This is a genomic window from Kribbella sancticallisti, from assembly GCF_039530625.1.
In the GTDB taxonomy this organism is placed as follows: Bacteria; Actinomycetota; Actinomycetes; order Propionibacteriales; family Kribbellaceae; genus Kribbella; species Kribbella sancticallisti.
The window spans coordinates 38,885-57,615 of record NZ_BAAAOS010000044.1 but is presented as its reverse complement, the minus strand read 5'-3'; the positions used below and the strand labels follow the sequence as shown (position 1 = coordinate 57,615).

The following is an 18,731-nucleotide window of genomic DNA, read 5'->3' as shown; positions in this document are numbered from 1 at the left end:
GCCACACCGCGTCAGCAATCAGCAAACGCCCAGGTCACGCGCCCAAGCGGCCGACTTTGCCGAGGCCCTGGCCGCGGACCGCGCACTGAGCTTGTCACAAGATGGCCGGGAGCGAATGTGCAAATTCGCCGTGAGGTGGTCTGCGGTGCGCTGCTGTGCCACTGGCATCGGGCTGTCCGCGCCGGAACAGCCTCGAACATGTCCTCCAAGGGGGCGAAGGGCCAACTGCAGGCTACGTGGCGGCCGCGTCATTCCGGCGCGTTCCGCGACCGCCCTCGCCGTGGTTCACAGCCGCAGCGTCTCGTCGATAATGCGACCAGCATGCGACACCTCCCGCCGGGATCGGCGGGAGGTGTCTGCGGGCGTCTCCGGACTACTCGACGGTGACGGACTTTGCCAGGTTGCGGGGCTTGTCGACGTCGTGGCCGAGGGCAACCGACGCGTGGTACGCGAGCAACTGCAGCGGGATGGTGAGCAGGATCGGGTCGAGTTCCGGCTCGTTCTTCGGTACCGTGATCACCGCGGCGGCGCCCGGCGGGATCTCCACGCCCGGGTGGGTGACGACGTACAGCGGGCCCGAGCGGGCCGCGATCTCGTGCAGCGCGCCGATGTTGCGGTCCTGCAGTTCGTCCTGCGGGACGATCGCGACGCTCGGCACGTCCGGCGAGATCAGCGCGAGCGGGCCGTGCTTCAGCTCGGAGGTCTGGTAGGCCTCGGCGTGCCGGTAGGAGATCTCCTTCAGCTTCTGCGCACCCTCGCGGGCGACCGGGTAGCCGCGGGTGCGGCCGACGAAGAAGATGCTCTCGTGCTGGGCGAGCCGGCCGGCGATCTCGGCCAGTTCCTGCTCGGTGTCGACGATCGCCTGGATCTGCTCCGGGATCTTCTTCAGACCGTCGATCAGGCGGCGGCCGTCGGCGGGGGAGACGTCGCGGATCCGGCCCAGGTGGATGCCGAGCATCGCGAACGCGACGGCCATGTTGGTGAGCGCCTTGGTGGACGCCACCGAGACCTCCGGACCGGCGTGCAGGTAGACACCGCCGTCGACCTCGCGGGCGATGCTGGAGCCGACCGCGTTGACCAGGCCGATCACCCTGCCGCCCTTGCGCTTGAGCTCCTGGACAGCCACCAGCGTGTCCAGGGTCTCGCCGGACTGGCTGACCGCGATGTACAGGGTGTCGCGCTCGACCACCGGGTTGCGGTAGCGGAACTCCGACGCGGGCTCGGCGTCGGCGGGGATCCGGGCCACCTCCTCGATGAACTGGGCGCCCATCTGGCCGGCGTAGTACGCCGAACCGCAGCCGAGGATCTTCACCCGCTTGATCTCGCGGGCCTCCCGGGCGTCCATGTTCAGACCACCGAGGTGGACGGTGTGGAAGCGCTCGTCGAGGCGGCCGCGGAGCGCCCGCAGTACGGACTCGGGCTGCTCGTGGATCTCCTTGACCATGAAGTGCTCGTGCGCGCCGCGCTCGTACTCGTCGGCGGTCCACTCGACCGTCTTGGCGGTCTTGGTGGTGGCCCGGGCGTCCTGGGTGAAGGTGCGGTAGCCGTCGGCGCGGACGGTGGCGAGCTCGCCGTCGTCCAGGTAGACGACCTGGCGGGTGTAGCGGATCAGCGCGGCCGCGTCGGAGGCGACGTGCATCTCGCCGTCGCCGATGCCGAGGATCAGCGGGCTGCCGTTGCGGGCGACCACGATCCGGTCCGGGAAGTCCAGGTCGATCACGGCGATGCCGTAGGTGCCCTCGATCCGGCGCAGGCTGGCCAGCACCTTCTCCTCGAGGGTGTCGCCCTCGGCCTGCTCGATCAGGTGGGCGAGCACCTCGGTGTCGGTCTCGGAGCGCAGCTTGACACCGGCCTCCTCCAGCTGGGCCCGCAGCGCGCCGGCGTTGTCGAAGATGCCGTTGTGCACGACCGCGATCCGCTCGTTGCCGCTGGCGTGCGGGTGCGCGTTGTCCTTGCTCGGGCCACCGTGGGTGGCCCACCGGGTGTGCCCGATGCCGAGCTTGCCGCCGAACCGCTTCGGCAGCGACGCCTCCAGGTCGCGGACCCGGCCGGCGTCCTTGTGCACCTTCAGCTCACTGGACCCGACCACGGCGACACCGGCCGAGTCGTATCCCCGGTACTCCAGCCTGGCCAGGCCGTCGACCAGGATGGGCGCGGCCGGCTTGAGGCCGACGTACCCGACGATTCCGCACATGGAGGTTCCTTTCGTGGAGGGTGGTCCGCGTCAGCCGTAGACGATCCGTCGGAGCTGGCGGGCAGACAGTTCGGGGGAGCGGACCGGCCAGTGCTTCAGCTCGGCGCCGACCCGTTCGAAGATCTCGTCGTTGCGGGCGCCGAAGGTCTGCAGTTCGCGGTGCCGGCGCCGGACGTATTCCTCGGTGGTCTCGGTGAAGTAGGCCAGCACGTCGGCGACCACCCGGCGGGCGTCGTCCGGCGTCAGGCCGGTGGTGCGGCTGACCTGCTCGACGAGTTCGTCGCTGGGGTCCGCCGCCTCCGTCATCACCCGACCACTCTGCAGTGGAAGCGGGGTCAATGCCAACATTCTGCCCGAATTCGGGCAAGCTGGTCAGAACAGCCGGAGTACGTCGGATTCCATTCCGCGGAGGGCGTCGTAGTCGACGGTGACGCACTCGAGGCCGCGGTCGGTGGCGAGGAAGTGGGCCTGGGGCTTGATCAACTGGGCGGCGAAGATGCCGCGGACCGGGGCCAGCAGCGGGTCGCGGTTCAGCAGTTCGACGTACCGGGTCAGTTGCTCGACGCCGTCGATCTCGCCGCGGCGCTTGATCTCGACGGCGACGTGCCTGCCGTCGGCGTCGCGGCAGAGCAGGTCGACCGGGCCGATCGCGGTCGGGTACTCGCGCCGGACCAGGGTGAACCCCTCGCCGAACGTGTGCACGTGCTCGGCCAGCAACTCCTGCAGGTGCGCCTCGACGCCGTCCTTGATCAGGCCGGGGTCCAGGCCGAGCTCGTACGACGAGTCGCTGAGCACCTCCTCGAAGGTGATCCGCAGCTCCTCGCCGGCCTTGTTCGTGACGCTCCAGACGTCCTCGCCCTCGGTCAGCTTGCACGGCGGCGACATCCAGTTGAGCGGCTTGTACGACCCGCCGTCGGCGTGGATCAGCACCGACCCGTCCGCCTTCACCATCAACAACCGCGGCGCCATCGGAAGATGGGCAGTCAGCCGTCCGGAGTAGTCCACTGAACAACGAGCAATCACCAGGCGCACGACTAAGCACCGTAGTGCACCGGGGGTCCGGGCATGATGGCGCCCGGCGGCGTGGCGGTGAGAGGCTGGGTGGATGAAGCCGAAGATCAGCCTGCAGGCGCGGACGGAGTACCAGGCGGTGGCCGACGGGCTGGCCGGGGCCGGGGTGGTCGAGGGCAGCATGTTCGGGATGCCGTGCCTGAAGATCGAGAAGAAGATGCTTGCCGGGCTCTATGGCGACGCGATGACGTTCAAGCTGCCGCCGGAGCCGCGCGAGCAGGCGCTGGCGCTCAGCGGCGCGGAGCACTTCGACCCGGGCATGGGTCGGCCGATGAAGGAGTGGGTGGTGATCCCGCTCGAGCACGCCGAGACCTGGCCGGGGTATGCGGAGCAGGCGCTGGAGTACGTCCGGCCATGAACCTGATGTGCCCGGCCCGTCTGGTCCTGCTGCCGCCTGGCTCGCGGGAGCGTTTGGCGGGTGAGCGGGTCGCGCAGGTCTACGCGACCCCGGGCGCTGAAGAGCCGGCCGCGGGGCTGGCGGAGGAGCTCGGGGTCCGGCTGACCGTCGTACCGGAGCTGAGCCACGCCGAGGCGGAGTCGGTCGTGCGCGAGATCGCCGACCAGCATCGTGGCGAGACTGTCGTGGTGGTCGCGCCGGAGCTGGACCTCGGGATCACCCTCCCAGCCGTGATCGAACACGAAGGCGACGGTTGGAGCCTCGAGCCCAGTCCCAACGAGGTGACTCTGGCGTCCTATGAGCAGGCGGCCGAGCGGTTCCGCGACTCACTGCGGCGCACTCCGAACGCCTACATGATCGAGTTGTTCGACCTGATCGACGCCCACCTGCGCGACGGAGGCTCGGTGCTCGAACTGGGCAGCGGGACCGGCGAGGACGCGGTGGAGTTGGAGCGCCGCGGCCACCGCGTACGCCGTACCGACGCCGCCGGATCCTTCGTCGAGATGATCCGCGCCGACGGCCACGACGCCGACCGGCTGAACGCGTTGACCGACGACTTCGGCGGCCCCTACGACCTGGTCTTCGCCGACGCCGTGTTCGTCCACTTCACCCCCGCCCAACTGGCGACCGTACTGCGGAAGTCCCACCAGGCCGCTCAGCTCCTCGCCTTCACCACCCGCGAGGGCGAGGGCGACGAATGGTCGAACCGCCACCTCGACCTCCCACGCCACTTCACCCTCTGGGAGGAGCAGTCCCTCCGCGAACTTCTCGCCGCCTGCGGCTGGACCGTCCTCGCCTGGCAACGCGGCCAGACCCCCATCGGCGGCTGGTTCTACGTCCTGGCCCGCCGCACGTGATCCGTGCCGGCATTGTGCTGCACACCGCACGGGGCCTCGCCGCGATCCAGCGGGTCCGAGACGGCGCGGGAGCTCGGAGTACGGGATGTTCGGCCGAGGGCTGTTGCGCTGGGGCTAGCTGGCGCGGTGGTGGTTGACCGGGTGGTGGAGGCGTGGGAAGCGACGCCGCTGGTGGTGGATGAGGTGTGAGGTTGTTCTCGGTGGTGACACAGCTCATGTGCGGACCAGTGGTGCGACTGGCACACTTCGAGCCATGGCGCGCGAACTGAAGACGGTCGGAGTGGTCGGTCTCGGCACGATGGGTGCCGGTATCGCGGAGGTGTTCGCCCGGCACGGGCTGAGCGTCGTCGGCGTGGAGCGCGACGAGGAGGCGGTCGCGCGCGGCCGCGGGCACATCCAGCACTCGACCGACCGCGCGGTGAAGCGGGGCAAGCTGTCGGTCGAGGACCAGCAGGCCCTGTTCGACCGGGTCACCTTCGCCACCGAGATCGAGTCGCTGGCCGACTGCGACCTGGTGATCGAGGCCGTGATCGAGCGGCTGGAGTTGAAGCGGGAGATCTTCTCCGCGCTGGACAAGGTGGTCCGCGACGACGCGATCCTGGCCACCAACACCTCTTCGCTCTCGGTCACCGAGATCTCCGTCGCCACCCAGCGCCCCCGCCGCGTGGTCGGCATGCACTTCTTCAACCCGGCGCCGGTGCAGGAGTTCGTCGAGGTGATCAAGACCGTCGTCACCGAGCCGGACGTGGTCGAGGACGTGCTCGCGCTGGCCCGCCGGCTGGACAAGGTGCCGGTGGTCGCGGCCGACCGGGCCGGCTTCATCGCCAACGCGCTGCTGTTCGGCTACCTGAACCACGCCGTCTCGATGGTCGAGTCGCACTACGCCACCCGCGAGGACGTGGACGCGGCGATGCGGCTGGGCTGCGGCTACCCGATGGGCCCGCTGGCGCTGCTGGACCTGATCGGCCTCGACACGGCGTACGAGATCCTCGACACGATGTACAAGCAGGGCCGCAACCGGCTGCACGCGCCGTCGCCGATCCTGAAGCAGATGGTCACCGCCGGACTGCTCGGCCGCAAGACCGGCCGCGGCTTCTACACCTACGAGGCGCCGGACTCACCGGTCGTGGTCGACGACGACCTGACGCCCTCGACCTCCGGCGCCGCGGCGGCGATCCGCCCGATCAGCCGCGTCGGCGTCGTCGGCTCGGGAACGATGGCCGTCGGCATCATCGAGGTCTGCGCCAAGGCCGGGTACGACGTGCTGTACGTGGCGCGCGGCACCGAGAAGGTCGACCGGGTCCGGGCGGCGCTCGAACGCTCGCTGGAGAAGGGTGTCCAGCGCGGCAAGCTCTCCTCGGAGGAGCGTGACTCGGCGCTGACCCGGATCACCGGCACCGCCAAGCTCGACGACCTCGCGTCGGCCGACCTGGTGATCGAGGCCGTGGTCGAGGAACTGAGCGTCAAGCAGGCCCTGTTCGAGACGTTCGACGAGATCTGCAAGGCGGGCGCGATCCTGGCGACCACCACCTCCAGTCTGCCGGTGATCGACCTGGCGATGGCGACCAAGCGGCCGGCGGACGTGGTCGGCCTGCACTTCTTCAACCCCGCGCCGGTGATGAAGCTGGTCGAGGTGGTCAGCACGGTCAGCACCTCACCGGAGGTCGCGGACAGCGTCGCAGCGCTGGCAGTTGCCGCTGGCAAGCACCCGGTACGGTGCGGCGACCGGGCCGGATTCATCGTCAACGCGCTGCTCTTCCCCTACCTGAACGACGCGGTCCGGATGCTCGAGGCGCACTACGCCGGGGTGGACGACATCGACGCCGCGATGAAGCTCGGCTGCCGCCTGCCGATGGGCCCGTTCGAGCTCCTCGACGTGGTCGGTCTGGACGTGTCGCTGGCCATCCAGCGCACCCTGTACCTGGAGTTCCGCGAGCCTGGGTTCGCGCCGGCGCCGCTGCTGGAGCACCTGGTCACGGCCGGGTACCTCGGTCGTAAGACCTCCCGGGGCTTCCGCGACTACACCAGCTGAGACCTCGGGTCGCGGTAGCGTTCGCCGAGTAGCGTCATCGCACTCGGAGGGAGCCGTCGATGCCTGACGACGAGGTACGGGACGGTGGAATGCCGGCCGGTGAGGCGCCGAACGCTGGTGAGCCGGGCAAGCACATCACGGAGGCGCTTGGCGGCCGTGCGGGTGGGGCGCTGAGTGATGAGGAGCGGACCGAGCGGGAGCGGGTCCGGAACCTGATCCAGAGCGTGGCGTCCTGCTACAACTCCCTCGTCTCCGCCGAGACAGATCCGGAACGCCGGGCCGAGTTGGCGGCGAAGCTGGCCTTCTACGACGGGCAGTTCCGGCGGCGTGGCACGCTGTCGGCCGAGGAGCGGGACGAAGTGATTCGCACCTACCCGGAGACGCTGCGGCGGTTGCGGGCCGAGATCGGCGAATGACGTCGGCTGATCCGGCGCTGTCGCCGGCCGAGGCCGACGCGGTCGTCGCGCGGCGGCTGGCTCAGATCACTCCGCCCGAACTGCCCGAGCGGGCGGCCGGAGTACGGCCGGTCGTGGTGCTTATCGGTGGGCAACCGGCTGCCGGCAAGACGACCATCCAGGAGCTTGTCCAGGCTGCGCTCGATGCGGATCGCACGGCGTCATATGACTTCGACGACGATCCTCCGGCGCATCCGCGGTACGACGCGATCATGCGCGCCAATGGCATCCGGGGCAACGAGATCGTCGATGAGAGTCTTCCGCCGGATCTGCGCCGCCGCTGCCTGGATCATCTGCGGACGGGAGATACGCGGTACGACGTTGTGGCCAGTGCGCCGATGCAGTCGGAGGACGCGGCGAGGCAGTGGGCCGATGGTTTCCGTGATGCGGGTTATCGGGTCACGGTCGTCTATGTCGCCACGGATGACGCCAACAGTCTGCTCGGGGTGGCGAATCGCTACCAGCAGGCGCGGGATGACACCGGTATCGGCCGATGGGTGAAGCCCGCGCATCACGACCATGCCTATCGCGGCGTACCGGATGCGGCTCATGCGCTGGAGTCCCAGGGGTATGTCGACGACATCTATGTCGTGGACCGGGACGGCCAAGTGCTGTTCGAGAACCACCGCAACGCGGACGGCAGCCTGCAGTACCCGCCGGGTGCGCGGGAGGCGATCGTTGCTGAGCGCAACCGTCCGCCGACGCCTGTCGAACGTGATCGCTTCCTCGCGACAGCCTTGCCCCTACGGCAACGCGACCCGGCACTGCCGCCGCTGGAGGAACCTGTAGACGACGCGATCCGCGACGCGATGCGTCGAGAGGCCCAACGCGGCGGCCCACAGCCCAGCCCCCGCGAGCCTTCCGCGGAGGCAGGACTCGACCAGCGCCTGCTCGACCTCCAACGAATCACCGGCGCCGGCCTCGCCCCCGCCCGCACGATCACCCCGCCGCCCACTGGCTCGTCCCGCCCCGATCCAGCCCGCGGATCCACCGGCCGCTCCCCAGAAACCGGCCCCCGAGACCGCTGAGCAGCCCGGGCGCGCCGGCTGATCGAGCCAGACTTTGCGGATGGTGGCGCTGGGGGGCAGACGAGGCCGCGATTGGCTCAGGGCTCGGCGTTGGCGTAGTCGCCGCAGGGGCCGCCGCCGATGGCTTCGGTGATGACGGTGGTCCGCCGGTCCGGGCGGACCAGTGGGTTGTAGAAGGAGGCGATCTCTGTGCTCTCCTCTGGGATGTAGTGGAAGATCAGCGAGCGGCGGAACCGGTCGGTGCTGGTGTTCGGGCGGGAGCCGTGTACGACGCTGCCGTGGAAGAACAGGACATCACCCGCGCGCATCCTGGTCTGGACCTTGCTCATCCCGTCCGGCACCGGAACCTCGACGTTGGTGAACGACTCGGTCAGGTCGGCAGGCTCGGGGCACACGAGTTCGACCCGGTGGGAGCCGGGGACGACCGCCAGACCGCCATTCTCCGCGTCCACGTCGTCGATCGCGATCCAGGCGGCCAGGCAGGTCTCCGGGTGGGAGCGCAAGAACGTGTTGTCCTGGTGCAGCGCCTGACCGCGCGCACCCGGCGGCTTGAAATAGAACATCGACTGAGCGCCCAGCGCCGGCCCGATCAGGGTGGTGACGACATCGAGGATCCGGCTGTCGAGCATCAACTCCAGAGCCAGCCGCCCGGCCTCCACGTCAGTCCGCCGATGCGGATGGACGAACCGCGGGTACTGCGCCAGCGGGTCCTCGGCCGGTACTCCGTCATCGATCGCCAGGGAGTGATCGGCGGCCACCTGCGCCATGTAGGCGGCCTTGATCTGGTCCACCTCAGCCTGACTGAGCAGCTCCGGCACCTGGACGATCCCGTCCCGCTCGTAAACCTCTGCAACTGTGCTGGTCATGCTTCAAGGATCTGTCGAGCGGCGCTGAGTGTGGATAGTCTATCGAGCTGTGAACCTTCGAGATCCTGCTGCCCCGGACTCCTTCACCCCGACTGTACGGCGGCTGCTGGCCGGCGAGTTCGACGAAGGCCCGGGCTACGCCACCTACCGCCGCCGCGGTACGACCGACTGGCTCCTCTTCCACACCCTCGACGGCGAAGGTCGCCTCGGCACGCAGAACGAGGACCTGATCGCCGAGCCGGGCAGTACGGTCCTGATCCGGCCGGGCACCCGCCAGGACTACGGCACCGCGGCCGAGCGCTGGCACTTCCTGTTCGCGCACTTCCACCCCAGGACGGACTGGTTGCCGCTCCTCGACTGGCCGCCGGTTGCCGAAGGCATCCTCCGGCTGCACCCCAGCCCGACCGCGGCGGACCGGATCGCGCGGGCCCTGTCGGACGCGGTCCGGCACCAGGACAGCGTCCTGCCGCAAGGCGAACTCCTCAGCTTCAACGCCCTCGAAGCGGCCCTGCTGTGGTGCGACACCCAGAACTCCAAAGCCGCCCAGATCGACGACCGCCTGCTCCGCGCCATCGAGCACATCGACCGCAACCTGCGCGGGGACCTTTCCATCGCCACCCTGGCCCGAGTCAGCACCCTCTCGGTCTCCCGCTTCGCGCATCTCTTCCGCACCCAGTTGGGTGTCAGCCCGCAGCAGTTCGTCGAACGCCGCCGCCTCGACGCCGCGTGCCGGCTCCTGGAGCTCACCACCCGACCGATCGCCTCGATAGCCAGCGAGGTCGGATACCCCAACCCGCTCTACTTCTCGACTCGCTTCCGCGCCCACACAAGCCACAGCCCGACGCAGTACCGGTTTAGGCTTCTGTCATGACTGCTCGTTCAGCGTTGGCTTTGATGGCTGTGGTTGCTGTTGTCGGGGTTGTCGGGTGCGCGCCCGAGGACGAGAGCGCCGGTACTGCGGCGTCGCCGTCCTCGGCCGATGCCTGTAGCAAGGACAAACTGGCGTTGAAGACGGCCGGCAAGTTCTCGGTCGGCACCGACAAGCCGGCGTACGAGCCGTGGTTCTCCGGGAACGACCCGACCAACGGCAAGGGATACGAGTCGGCCGTCACCTACGCGGTCGCCGAGAAGCTCGGGTTCGGCAAGGACGAGGTGGCGTGGCAGACGGTGCAGTTCAACACCGCCTTCGCGCCCGGGCCGAAGAAGTTCGACCTGGACGTGAACCAGGTGTCGATCTCGGAGGACCGGCGCAAGGCCGTCGACTTCTCCACCGGGTACTACGACGTCCGGCAGACGGTGATCACCACCGCCGGGAGCAAGATCGCCGCGGTCACGTCCGTCGCCGATCTCGCCGACGCCAAGCTGGGCGCGCAGGTCGGGACGACGAGCTACACCGCGCTGCGGGACGTGATCAAGCCGAAGCAGACGCCGGCGGTGTTCGACACCAACGACCTGGCCGTGCAGGCGCTGAAGAACAAGCAGATCGACGGGATCGTGGTGGATCTGCCGACCGGGTTCTACATGACCGCTGCGCAACTCGACGGCGGGAAGATCGTCGGTCAGTTGCCCGCGACCGGGTCGGCCGAGCAGTTCGGGTTCGTGCTGGAGAAGGGCTCGAAGCTGACGCCGTGCGTGTCGCAGGCGGTCGACGCCCTCCGCGCCGACGGCACGCTGGCCAACCTCCAGAAGCAATACCTCACCGCCGAAGGCGCCCCGGAACTCTCGTGAGCAACGCAGGATCGGGCGGCTCGGCGCCGGACGGCGGGCCGGCGCGGGGTGCGGGGTCGCGCGGTGCTGGGCCGGGCGGCGCGGCGCCGGACCGCGGGCCGACGGAAGGCGCGGGGGCTTGGGTGCCCTCGGGGTTGCAGGTTGAGCGGTTGGCTTACCGGCGGCGGCGGGCTGTCCGCTCAGGTGTGATCGCGGCGATCAGCACCGTCGTGCTGCTTGTCCTGGTCGTCGTCGGCGTCGGGTCGACGCCGGGCTGGCCGCGGGTGCGGGAGACGTTCTTCGACGTGGAACGCGGCTGGGAGGCGCTGCCGGTCGTTGCCCAAGGCCTCTGGCTGAACATCCGGGTGATGCTGATCTGCGCCGTGCTGATCGTCCTCTTCGGCCTCACCCTCGCGATCCTCCGCACCCTCCGCGGCCCGATCTTCTTCCCGCTCCGCGTCTTCGCCGCCGCCTACACCGACATCTTCCGCGGTCTCCCGCTGCTGCTGGTGATCTTCCTCCTCGGCTTCGGCGTACCGGCGCTGCAACTGCGCGGCCTGCCGAACCAGGCGGTGATCTGGGGAGGCGCCGCGCTGGTGCTCACCTACTCGTCGTACGTCGCCGAGGTCTTCCGCGCCGGGATCGAGTCGGTCCACCCGTCCCAGCGAGCCGCCGCCCGCTCCCTCGGCCTGTCGCACCAGCAGACGCTGCGCTTCGTCGTACTGCCTCAGGCCGTCCGGCGCGTGCTCCCGCCGCTGCTGAACGACTTCGTCTCGCTGCAGAAGGACTCGGGGTTGATCGCAGTACTCGGTGTCATCGACGCGATCCGTGCCGCGCAACTGGAGACGGCGGAGGACTTCAACTTCACCCCGTACGTCGTCGCCGGGTTGCTGTTCGTCGCACTGACCATCCCGCTGACGCGCTTGACCGACTGGGTCGCGCGCCGGCAGGGCTGGTACGGCGCTGGGGGAGGTGTGGTGTGAGCCTGCTGTCAATCCGCGACGTACGGAAGTCGTTCGGCGACAACCTCGTCCTCGACGGCTTCAGCCTGGAGGTGGAGCCGGGGGAGTGCGTCGTACTGATCGGTGCCTCCGGCTCCGGCAAGTCCACCCTGCTGCGCTGCGTCAATCTGCTGGAGACGGTCGACGACGGCGTGATCGAACTCGACGGCACCGACATCACCGACCCCCGAATCAACACCGACCAGGTCCGCTCCGGCATCGGCATCGTCTTCCAGGCTTACAACCTCTTCCCGCACCTCTCGGTCCTGGACAACGTCACCCTCGCCCCGATCCGCGTCCATGGCGTACGCCGGGACGTCGCGCGCGCCCGAGCCCTGGAGATGCTGGACCGGGTCGGTTTGGCGGCGAAGGCAACCGCCAAACCAGACGAACTCTCCGGCGGCCAGCAACAACGCGCCGCGATCGCCCGAGCCCTGGTCAACTCACCAAAGCTGATGCTCCTGGACGAGGTCACCTCCGCCCTCGACCCCGAACTGGTCGGCGAGGTCCTGGACCTCCTCACCGACCTCAAGTCCGACGGCATGACCATGCTCATCTGCACCCACGAAATGTCCTTCGCCCGCTCAGTGGCAGACAAGGTGTGCTTCCTGGACCAGGGCCGCCCTCTCGAGATCGGCCCACCGGCCCAGGTCCTGGAGAACCCGGCAGAACCCCGCACCCGCGAGTTCCTCCGCCGAATCCGCCTGTGACGGCCAGCCCGCTCTACAGTGCGTGCGCCAACCAGGGTGTGATCGGATTCAGCAGTTCCCGGTTCTCGCTGATCGAAGGGTCGGGGTTGCCTCAGGCGGGAACGCCGCCCTCGCGGGAGGCGAGGTACTCGGCGACCCTGGCCTGGATCTCCTCCGGGGTGAACTCCCGCTCGGCGAGTTCGTCCATCCAGCCGAGCATCGTCTCGTTCGAGATCGTGAACTCCAGTGGGATGTTGTCCGGGTCCCGGAAGTTCAGGTGATGGCCGAACTCCATCTCCCGGATCGGGGTGTAGACGACTCCCAGCGCCTCGAACCGCTGTTCCCAGGCGATCAGTTCGTCCAGATCCGCGGCCACCAGCCCGACATGGTCCAGCCCGGTGGCCAGTTCGGTGAACGGTGTCCCGTTGCCGCCCTCGTGCCGGACCAGCGCCAGGAAGAACCTGGTACGTCGATGGAACAGTGACCGGGCGGACCCGAAATCCAGCACCGGGATGAAGTCGAGCACGTCGGTGTAGAAGCGCTGACTGCGATCGAGGTCGGTCACCGACAGACTCAGATGGTCGATTCCGGCAAAGGTCGGCATGGTTCCCCCCGTTTCTGGACCCTGATCGGAATGTAGCCCCAGAACCATGCCGGCGACAGAGCAGAAATTCACCCGAGCGGGTTGAACTCCTCGAAATCGGCGTCGCCCATGACCCGCCGTACGCCGATCGGCTGCTCGAGCGGTACTCCACCCGGCCCCGGCACCTGCGAGATCTTGCCCGCGATCTCGATCGCCCGCGCCTCGGACTCCACATCCACCAACTGATATCCGGCCAGCATCTCCTTGGACTCAAGGAACGGCCCGTCGGTCACCACCGGAGCGTTCACCCCGTTCGACGTCACCACCTTGGCTTGCTCCGGCCAGGTGAGCGACTGCTGGTCGACCAGTTCGCCGCTGGCCAGCAGTTCCTCCCGCAGCGCGCCGTAGTAGTCCATGTGCGCCTTGATGTCCTCAGGCGCCCACTCGGTCATCGGTGTGGCGATCACGCCCTCGCTGTAGTCGACGATCAGCAGGAACTTCGTCATCGTTGCCTCTCCTATCCATCGGCTGCGCCCAGCTTGGCGCATTCACTGATGGACGAAGCCGGGCACCCGATCTCTACATCACCCGGAGGAGCCGCTCGTCAGAACGTGACGAGCGGGTCTCCGACGAAGTCGGCGATGAAGTTGACGAAGAAGAACCCGAAGAAGATGAAGTTCAGGACCAGGATGACGTAGTGCCACCAGTGGGGGCGCGCCGGTCTGGGCAGCTTGCTGTTCAGGTACATCAGCAGGAACGGGTAGATCAGTGCGCCCAGGTTGGACATGTTCGCCGACCACTGGACCAGCCCGACCGGCAAGGCCAGGTGGATGATGACCGAGATCGCCACCAGCAGCACGAGCATGAACGGGTAGTAGAACTTCCGTGGATCGCCTTCGATCCGCTGCCGCAGTTTGGAACTGTTCGCGTGCGAGGCGTCCGTGGTGACCCGGACCATCGCCTCGAAGATGCCGAGCTGGGTGCTGAAGAGGATCAGGACCCCCATCAACAAGACGACATAGAACACGAAGCTGCCGTACTCGCCCTTCAGCACGTCGGCGACGAACGTCGGCACGTTGGCCTGGGTGGGGCCTTCGCCACGGATCTCGACGGCTCGCGTCATCAGGATCGTCGGCAGCAGCATGCCGAGCATCGCGCCGACGAAGAAGACGCCCCACATGTCGGTCAGCAGGAGCCGGTACCAGCGCTTCCACAGCCCGCGGTTCTTCTCGTCATCGGGGAAGGTGACGCCACTGGCGAGCACCTGCTTGCGCTCGCCCCGCATGCCGGACAGGTAGCCGGCCCGGTGGCCCATGCCGTAGCCCTTGTCCCGGTAGTGGCCGAGGACGTACCAGTTCAGTCCCGAGGCGAGTGCGGTGAAGCCCGCGAGCGCACCCAGTTGGGTCGCCGAGATCCCGTCCGGTGGTGCGGCCGGGGTGAAGAACCCGCTGATCCCGTCCCACCAGATCCGGCCGGGGACGATGGCGAGGTCGAGTACCAGCAGCAAGAGGAGGATCCCGCTGACCATCATCCAGTTCGCGAGCTCCAGCGCACGGCTGATCCGCCGCGCCGCCGCGGTGATCGCGAACACCACCACCAGCAGCAGGATCGCGTAGATCCTGGCCTCCTCGGCGTTGGCGCTGCCGGCGACCTCGCCGTGGACCAGGGCGTAGACCCCCTGTCCGGCCGAGGCCGCCCAGCCGCCGGCGATGAACGCGAAGATGACGAGGAAGACCGAGGCCGGTACCCAGAAGAACCAGCCCGGCGGGACGCGACCCCACCCGACCACGGGGACCTCGCCGGTGGCCACGACGTACCGCGCGCACTCGACGTTGTAGAACGTCTGCAGCAGCGCGGACACGGTGATGATCCAGCCGACGCCGACGAACCCGTACTGACCCACGCTGAGCGGGCCGAGCAGCCATTCGCCACTGCCGATGGAGATCCCGAGGGCGATCAGGCTCGGACCGATCGCGAACTGGATCAGCTCGCGCGGACCGAGCCGCCTGACCTTGAAGACTTCCTCCGGCGTCGGCAGGTCCTGGACCACCAGGTCGGGACGGCTGACGCCGAGCGGGTAATTGTTCTCCGACTGCACGATATCGGCCATCTGACTCACTCCTCTGGCCGTTTCACTCCTCTGGCCTGCGGACGGGTGTCAACCGCCGTGCACCTGACCTGATGGTCACGCGCAGCGACCGGCTTGGCAAGCCCTCGGGTCAGCGGGACAGAGGCGCGTCAGCGGGAGGAGAGGTAGGTCAGCACCGCCATCACCCGGCGGTTGTCGTCCTCCGACGGTGGCAGGTCGAGCTTGGAGAAGATGTTGTTGGTGTGCTTGCTGACCGCCTTCTCGGTGACGAACAGCGCGCCGGCGATGGCGGCGTTCGAGCGGCCCTCAGCCATCAGACCCAGTACTTCGGACTCGCGCGGCGTCAGCCGGCCGATCGGTTCGTCCCGCGTGTTGCGGGCCAGCAGTTGGCCGATCACGTCCGGGTCCATCGCGGTGCCGCCGGCGGCGACCCGGCGGATCGAGTCGAGAAAGTCGGCGACGTTCGACACCCGGTCCTTGAGCAGGTAGCCGACGGCTCCACCGCCGCCGGTGAGGAGTTCGCGGGCGTAGAGCTGTTCGACGTACTGCGACAGCACCAGGATCGGCAGTCCGGGGACCTGGCGGCGGGCCTCGATCGCCGCCTTCAGGCCCTCGTCGGTGAAGGTGGGAGGCAGCCGGACGTCGACGACGGCCACGTCCGGCCGGTGTTCGACGAGCGCCGGGACCAGCCGGGGACCGTTGTCGACGGCTTCCACGACGTCGAAGTCGTGGGCTTCCAGCAACCGGATCAGGCCGTCCCGGAGGAGGGCGTGATCTTCAGCGATGACGACTCGCAAGGCAACTCCATGATCACGGTGGTCGGTCCGCCGGTCGGGCTGGCCACGGTCAACGTACCGTCGAAGGCGGCCAGCCGCCGTTCGATACCGTACAGACCGCCACCGGGTCGCACCGTCGCCCCACCGACTCCGTCGTCGCCGACGAGGATGTGCAGCCGCTCCTGTTCATGGGTGAGCTGGACCCAGGCCGTGGTCGCCGCCGCGTGCTTGAGCACGTTCGCCAGCGCCTCGGCCACCGCGAAGTACGCCGCCGACTCCACCGGCGCGGGCGGTCGCCCAGGCAGGTCGATCGACACGTCCACCTTGAACGGCAGGCTCATCGCGAGCGCCTTGACCGCACCTTCCAGCCCGCGGTCGGCCAGCACCGGCGGGTGGATCCCGCGGACCAGGTCGCGCAGTTCCGACAGCGCGGTGCTGGCGGACTCGCGAGCCTCGGTGAGCAGCGCCGCGGCCTGGGCCGGGTCGCGGTTGACCATCTCCTCGGCCATCCCGAGGTTCATGCTCAGCGCGGCCAGCCGGGCCTGGGCGCCGTCGTGCAGGTCGCGCTCGATCCGGCGCAGTTCGGCCGCCTGGGTGTCGACGGTCTCGGCGCGGGACTCGGCCAGTTCGCGGACCCGGATCGCCAGCTTGGCGCTCTCGGTCGGGCCGAGCAGCGACTTGGCCAGGTAGGCGTCCGCCCGGAGCAGGCGCTCGCCGGCGCCGTACCAGATCAGCAGCGCGAGCAGCCCGAACGGCATCATCAGGAAGCTCTGCCAGAAGCTCAGTGTGACCAGCCCGCCGAACGGCCGGTCGAACACCCCGGCCGGCGTGACGCCGACCAGCAGCGGGTAGACCAGGTAGAACGCACAGGCCAGGAACAGCACGGCCGACAGCAGCGTCAGGGTGAAGCCGATCACCGCGTTGACGATCAGCCAGACGATGTCCCGCCAGGTGGCCGGATCGGTCAGTGTCGTCCGCAGCCACATCAGGATGCCCGGCATCGGCGGCTTCTTGTACGGCCGCTGGATCGGCTCGCCGATGAAGCGGGACAGGATCGTCCGGTGACAGTTCGCGAACCAGCGGGTGCAGGGGACGAAGACGAGCAGCATCGGGATGCCGACCCAGACCGCGATCAGCGGCACGGACACCACGTTGAGCACGAAGAAGGCGATGCCGAGCTCGGCCAGGATCGCCAGCCCCAGCGCGATGAAGGGCTGGGCAATCCGCGGGAAGCGCAGCGGCGCCCTCACCCCCGGTTGCGTGATCGTCATCCTGTGTCTCCCGTTCGAAGCTGTGGCTGCCAGGCCGGCGACCGGTGCCGGTCCGGCAATCTCCATCATGACGGAGAGTCAGGCCGGGCTCAGTGGTGCTAGGTCCACTGTCCCCGGGGACCCCGCACCCCGCCCTGATCGGGTAGTAGCTCTCATGTTTTTCGGGGCTGTGGGCACGAGGCTGGGATGCACTACGCTGGCCGCGGCTGAACGCCTTGGCCTCCCCACCGCTGATGAGATGAGGACACCGATGGCGTAGCCCATTGCCCTTGCCCCTACCCAGAAACGCCCAGTCGGGAAGGGCAGCGACTTCGCCCCGTTGCTTCGCGAGGTCAAGGAAGCAGGGCTGCTGGAGCGCCGTACTGCGTCCTATGTGATCGCCATCACCCTCAACGTGGTGCTGCTGGCGGCGACCTGGGCCGGCGTGATCCTGCTCGGCAACTCGTGGCTCCAACTGCTGCTGACCATCCCGCTCGCGATCCTCACCACCCGCGCCGCGTTCTTCGGCCACGACGCCGGCCACCAGCAGGTCGGCAGCTCCCGCAAACTCCATGACGTGCTCGGCATGCTGCACGGCAACCTGGTCTGCGGGATGAGCTACGGCTGGTGGAACGACAAGCACAACCGCCACCACGCGAACCCGAACCACACCGACAAGGACCCCGACGTCGGCGAGGGCGTACTCGTCTGGACGCTGGAGCAGGCGGAGGGCCGCACCGGCCTGTACGGCTGGCTCACCCGGCACCAGGCCAAGATCTTCTTCCCGCTGCTCACCCTCGAAGGCCTGAACCTGAAGGTCTCCAGCGTCCTGTTCCTGTCCGGCCGCCGGAGCCGCCGCGAGGCCCGGATCGAGCTCGGCCTGATCGCCGCCCACCTCGTCCTGTACTTCAGCGCCCTGTTCCTGATCATGTCGCCCGGTAAGGCGATCGCCTTCGCCGCGTTGCACCACGCGCTGTTCGGGCTGCACCTCGGCAGCGTCTTCGCTCCCAACCACAAGGGCATGGAGATGCCCGACAACGACACCAACTGGGGACACCTGGAGAAGCAGGTGCTGACGTCCCGCAACGTGAAGGGCGGGCTCGTCACCGACTGGATGATGGGCGGTCTGAACTACCAGATCGAGCACCACCTGTTCCCGAGCATGCCCCGCGCCAATCTCCGCTTCGCGCAGCCGATGGTCCAGGCGTACTGCGAACGGATCGGGATGCCGTACGTGAACACCGGCGTGATCGAGTCGTACCGGATGGGCCTGGGCCACATGCACGAGGTCGGCAGCGAACTCCGCGACCAGCAGAACACAGCCCGGAGTACGGCCTCCAGTTGAGTACGGCCAGCTGACCTCGGCTCTGGCCGAGTGGGGCGACCTGGTGCCGGAGTGGCCTTCGGGGCCCGGATAGGCTGGGTCCGCCATGTCGCCCCGGAAGAGACCTTCGAAGCACACACGGCCGGTCAGCGACCGGCCGTTGCTCGGTGGTCACCAGTCCCGGGAGTCCCGCTCGGACGGCGACTGGATCGTGCGCCAGGTGAGCGGGTCCGCGGCGGGCAAGTCCTACCGCTGTCCCGGCTGCGACCAGCAGATCCTCCCGGCGACGCCGCACCTGGTCGTCTGGCCGGAGAACCCGAGCCTGCTCGCGGCGATCGGTGGCGGCCAGTCCCTGGACGAACGGCGCCACTGGCACACCGCCTGCTGGCAGCGCCGCCGCTGAGTCCACTGT

20 protein-coding genes are annotated in these 18,731 nt (G+C 68.5%); 11 read left to right on the top strand and 9 right to left on the bottom strand.

The window, feature by feature from the left end:
- Positions 1-373 precede the first annotated feature (373 nt).
- From glmS to nucS, 3 genes are all read right to left on the bottom strand, one after another.
- Positions 374-2,194, bottom strand: a complete 1,821-nt coding sequence (glmS, locus tag ABD255_RS28195) for a glutamine--fructose-6-phosphate transaminase (isomerizing) (RefSeq protein WP_344219236.1) — start codon at positions 2,192-2,194, stop codon at positions 374-376.
- A gap of 30 nt (positions 2,195-2,224) precedes the next feature.
- Complete coding sequence (locus ABD255_RS28190; RefSeq protein WP_344219234.1) at positions 2,225-2,500, bottom strand: HU family DNA-binding protein; 276 nt, start codon at positions 2,498-2,500, stop codon at positions 2,225-2,227.
- Between the two features lie 66 nt (positions 2,501-2,566).
- Entirely contained in the window at positions 2,567-3,226 is a 660-nt protein-coding gene (gene nucS, locus ABD255_RS28185; protein WP_344219232.1) for an endonuclease NucS, read from the bottom strand.
- Between the two features lie 73 nt (positions 3,227-3,299).
- Between nucS and ABD255_RS28180 the strand changes: the two genes are divergently transcribed.
- The 5 genes from ABD255_RS28180 to ABD255_RS28160 all read left to right on the top strand — a co-directional run bounded on the left by ABD255_RS28180 (position 3,300) and on the right by ABD255_RS28160 (position 8,034).
- On the top strand, positions 3,300-3,623 hold the full coding sequence (locus ABD255_RS28180) for a hypothetical protein (RefSeq protein ID WP_344219230.1): 324 nt from the start codon (positions 3,300-3,302) through the stop codon (positions 3,621-3,623).
- Entirely contained in the window at positions 3,620-4,519 is a 900-nt protein-coding gene (locus ABD255_RS28175) for a methyltransferase domain-containing protein (RefSeq protein ID WP_344219228.1), read from the top strand. Before ABD255_RS28180 ends, ABD255_RS28175 begins: the two co-directional genes overlap by 4 nt.
- A 253-nt stretch (positions 4,520-4,772) precedes the next feature.
- Positions 4,773-6,551, top strand: a complete 1,779-nt coding sequence (locus ABD255_RS28170) for a 3-hydroxyacyl-CoA dehydrogenase family protein (RefSeq protein ID WP_344219226.1) — start codon at positions 4,773-4,775, stop codon at positions 6,549-6,551.
- 59 nt (positions 6,552-6,610) lie between these two features.
- Entirely contained in the window at positions 6,611-6,967 is a 357-nt protein-coding gene (locus tag ABD255_RS28165) for a hypothetical protein (protein WP_344219224.1), read from the top strand.
- Positions 6,964-8,034, top strand: coding sequence for a zeta toxin family protein (locus ABD255_RS28160; protein ID WP_344219222.1), 1,071 nt, complete (start codon positions 6,964-6,966; stop codon positions 8,032-8,034). The genes ABD255_RS28165 and ABD255_RS28160 overlap by 4 nt, the downstream gene beginning before the upstream one ends.
- Before the next feature lie 77 nt (positions 8,035-8,111).
- Here the strand turns inward: ABD255_RS28160 and ABD255_RS28155 are convergent, their stop codons facing one another.
- Positions 8,112-8,900 (bottom strand): phytanoyl-CoA dioxygenase family protein, encoded by a 789-nt coding sequence (locus ABD255_RS28155; RefSeq protein ID WP_344219220.1) that lies wholly within the window; start codon positions 8,898-8,900, stop codon positions 8,112-8,114.
- Between the two features lie 49 nt (positions 8,901-8,949).
- On the opposite strand from ABD255_RS28155, the gene ABD255_RS28150 reads away from it, so the two are divergent.
- From ABD255_RS28150 to ABD255_RS28135, 4 genes are read left to right on the top strand one after another with little or no spacing between them, the layout of a single operon-like run.
- Positions 8,950-9,771, top strand: coding sequence for a helix-turn-helix domain-containing protein (locus tag ABD255_RS28150; RefSeq protein WP_344219218.1), 822 nt, complete (start codon positions 8,950-8,952; stop codon positions 9,769-9,771).
- The gene (locus ABD255_RS28145) at positions 9,768-10,628 is read left to right on the top strand and encodes an ABC transporter substrate-binding protein (protein ID WP_344219216.1); all 861 of its coding nucleotides are present in this window, start codon (positions 9,768-9,770) and stop codon (positions 10,626-10,628) included. The genes ABD255_RS28150 and ABD255_RS28145 overlap by 4 nt, the downstream gene beginning before the upstream one ends.
- Positions 10,625-11,590, top strand: a complete 966-nt coding sequence (locus ABD255_RS28140; RefSeq protein WP_344219214.1) for an amino acid ABC transporter permease — start codon at positions 10,625-10,627, stop codon at positions 11,588-11,590. The genes ABD255_RS28145 and ABD255_RS28140 overlap by 4 nt, the downstream gene beginning before the upstream one ends.
- Positions 11,587-12,318 (top strand): amino acid ABC transporter ATP-binding protein, encoded by a 732-nt coding sequence (locus ABD255_RS28135; RefSeq protein WP_344219213.1) that lies wholly within the window; start codon positions 11,587-11,589, stop codon positions 12,316-12,318. The genes ABD255_RS28140 and ABD255_RS28135 overlap by 4 nt, the downstream gene beginning before the upstream one ends.
- Positions 12,319-12,409: 91 nt before the next feature.
- Here ABD255_RS28135 and ABD255_RS28130 read toward each other — a convergent pair whose 3' ends face one another.
- From ABD255_RS28130 to ABD255_RS28110, 5 genes are all read right to left on the bottom strand, one after another.
- Positions 12,410-12,901, bottom strand: coding sequence for a VOC family protein (locus tag ABD255_RS28130; protein WP_344219211.1), 492 nt, complete (start codon positions 12,899-12,901; stop codon positions 12,410-12,412).
- Between the two features lie 68 nt (positions 12,902-12,969).
- Complete coding sequence (locus tag ABD255_RS28125; protein ID WP_344219209.1) at positions 12,970-13,386, bottom strand: YciI family protein; 417 nt, start codon at positions 13,384-13,386, stop codon at positions 12,970-12,972.
- A gap of 98 nt (positions 13,387-13,484) precedes the next feature.
- On the bottom strand, positions 13,485-14,990 hold the full coding sequence (locus tag ABD255_RS28120) for an Nramp family divalent metal transporter (protein WP_344219207.1): 1,506 nt from the start codon (positions 14,988-14,990) through the stop codon (positions 13,485-13,487).
- A 128-nt stretch (positions 14,991-15,118) separates the two neighbouring features.
- Complete coding sequence (locus ABD255_RS28115) at positions 15,119-15,766, bottom strand: response regulator (protein WP_344219205.1); 648 nt, start codon at positions 15,764-15,766, stop codon at positions 15,119-15,121.
- The gene (locus ABD255_RS28110; RefSeq protein WP_344219203.1) at positions 15,718-17,016 is read right to left on the bottom strand and encodes a sensor histidine kinase; all 1,299 of its coding nucleotides are present in this window, start codon (positions 17,014-17,016) and stop codon (positions 15,718-15,720) included. The genes ABD255_RS28115 and ABD255_RS28110 overlap by 49 nt, the downstream gene beginning before the upstream one ends.
- A gap of 319 nt (positions 17,017-17,335) precedes the next feature.
- Here ABD255_RS28110 and ABD255_RS28105 point away from each other — a divergent pair, with 319 nt between their 5' ends.
- Positions 17,336-18,340 carry a fatty acid desaturase family protein gene (locus ABD255_RS28105; RefSeq protein ID WP_344219201.1) on the top strand — a complete coding sequence of 335 codons (1,005 nt, stop codon included), beginning with the start codon at positions 17,336-17,338 and terminating at the stop codon, positions 18,338-18,340.
- Between the two features lie 85 nt (positions 18,341-18,425).
- Positions 18,426-18,722 carry a hypothetical protein gene (locus tag ABD255_RS28100; protein WP_344219199.1) on the top strand — a complete coding sequence of 99 codons (297 nt, stop codon included), beginning with the start codon at positions 18,426-18,428 and terminating at the stop codon, positions 18,720-18,722.
- Positions 18,723-18,731 lie beyond the last annotated feature (9 nt).

Bases quoted from the DNA above. Each gene is read 5' to 3' on its own strand.
- ABD255_RS28130 (WP_344219211.1), bottom strand. From the start codon at position 12,901: ATGCCGACCTTTGCCGGAATCGACCATCTGAGTCTGTCGGTGACCGAC.
- ABD255_RS28190 (WP_344219234.1), bottom strand. From the start codon at position 2,500: ATGACGGAGGCGGCGGACCCCAGCGACGAACTCGTCGAGCAGGTCAGC.
- ABD255_RS28145 (WP_344219216.1), top strand. From the start codon at position 9,768: ATGACTGCTCGTTCAGCGTTGGCTTTGATGGCTGTGGTTGCTGTTGTC.
- ABD255_RS28160 (WP_344219222.1), top strand. From the start codon at position 6,964: ATGACGTCGGCTGATCCGGCGCTGTCGCCGGCCGAGGCCGACGCGGTC.
- ABD255_RS28165 (WP_344219224.1), top strand. From the start codon at position 6,611: ATGCCTGACGACGAGGTACGGGACGGTGGAATGCCGGCCGGTGAGGCG.
- ABD255_RS28100 (WP_344219199.1), top strand. From the start codon at position 18,426: ATGTCGCCCCGGAAGAGACCTTCGAAGCACACACGGCCGGTCAGCGAC.
- ABD255_RS28125 (WP_344219209.1), bottom strand. From the start codon at position 13,386: ATGACGAAGTTCCTGCTGATCGTCGACTACAGCGAGGGCGTGATCGCC.
- ABD255_RS28175 (WP_344219228.1), top strand. From the start codon at position 3,620: ATGAACCTGATGTGCCCGGCCCGTCTGGTCCTGCTGCCGCCTGGCTCG.
- ABD255_RS28170 (WP_344219226.1), top strand. From the start codon at position 4,773: ATGGCGCGCGAACTGAAGACGGTCGGAGTGGTCGGTCTCGGCACGATG.
- ABD255_RS28180 (WP_344219230.1), top strand. From the start codon at position 3,300: ATGAAGCCGAAGATCAGCCTGCAGGCGCGGACGGAGTACCAGGCGGTG.
- ABD255_RS28120 (WP_344219207.1), bottom strand. From the start codon at position 14,990: ATGGCCGATATCGTGCAGTCGGAGAACAATTACCCGCTCGGCGTCAGC.
- ABD255_RS28155 (WP_344219220.1), bottom strand. From the start codon at position 8,900: ATGACCAGCACAGTTGCAGAGGTTTACGAGCGGGACGGGATCGTCCAG.
- ABD255_RS28110 (WP_344219203.1), bottom strand. From the start codon at position 17,016: ATGACGATCACGCAACCGGGGGTGAGGGCGCCGCTGCGCTTCCCGCGG.
- glmS (WP_344219236.1), bottom strand. From the start codon at position 2,194: ATGTGCGGAATCGTCGGGTACGTCGGCCTCAAGCCGGCCGCGCCCATC.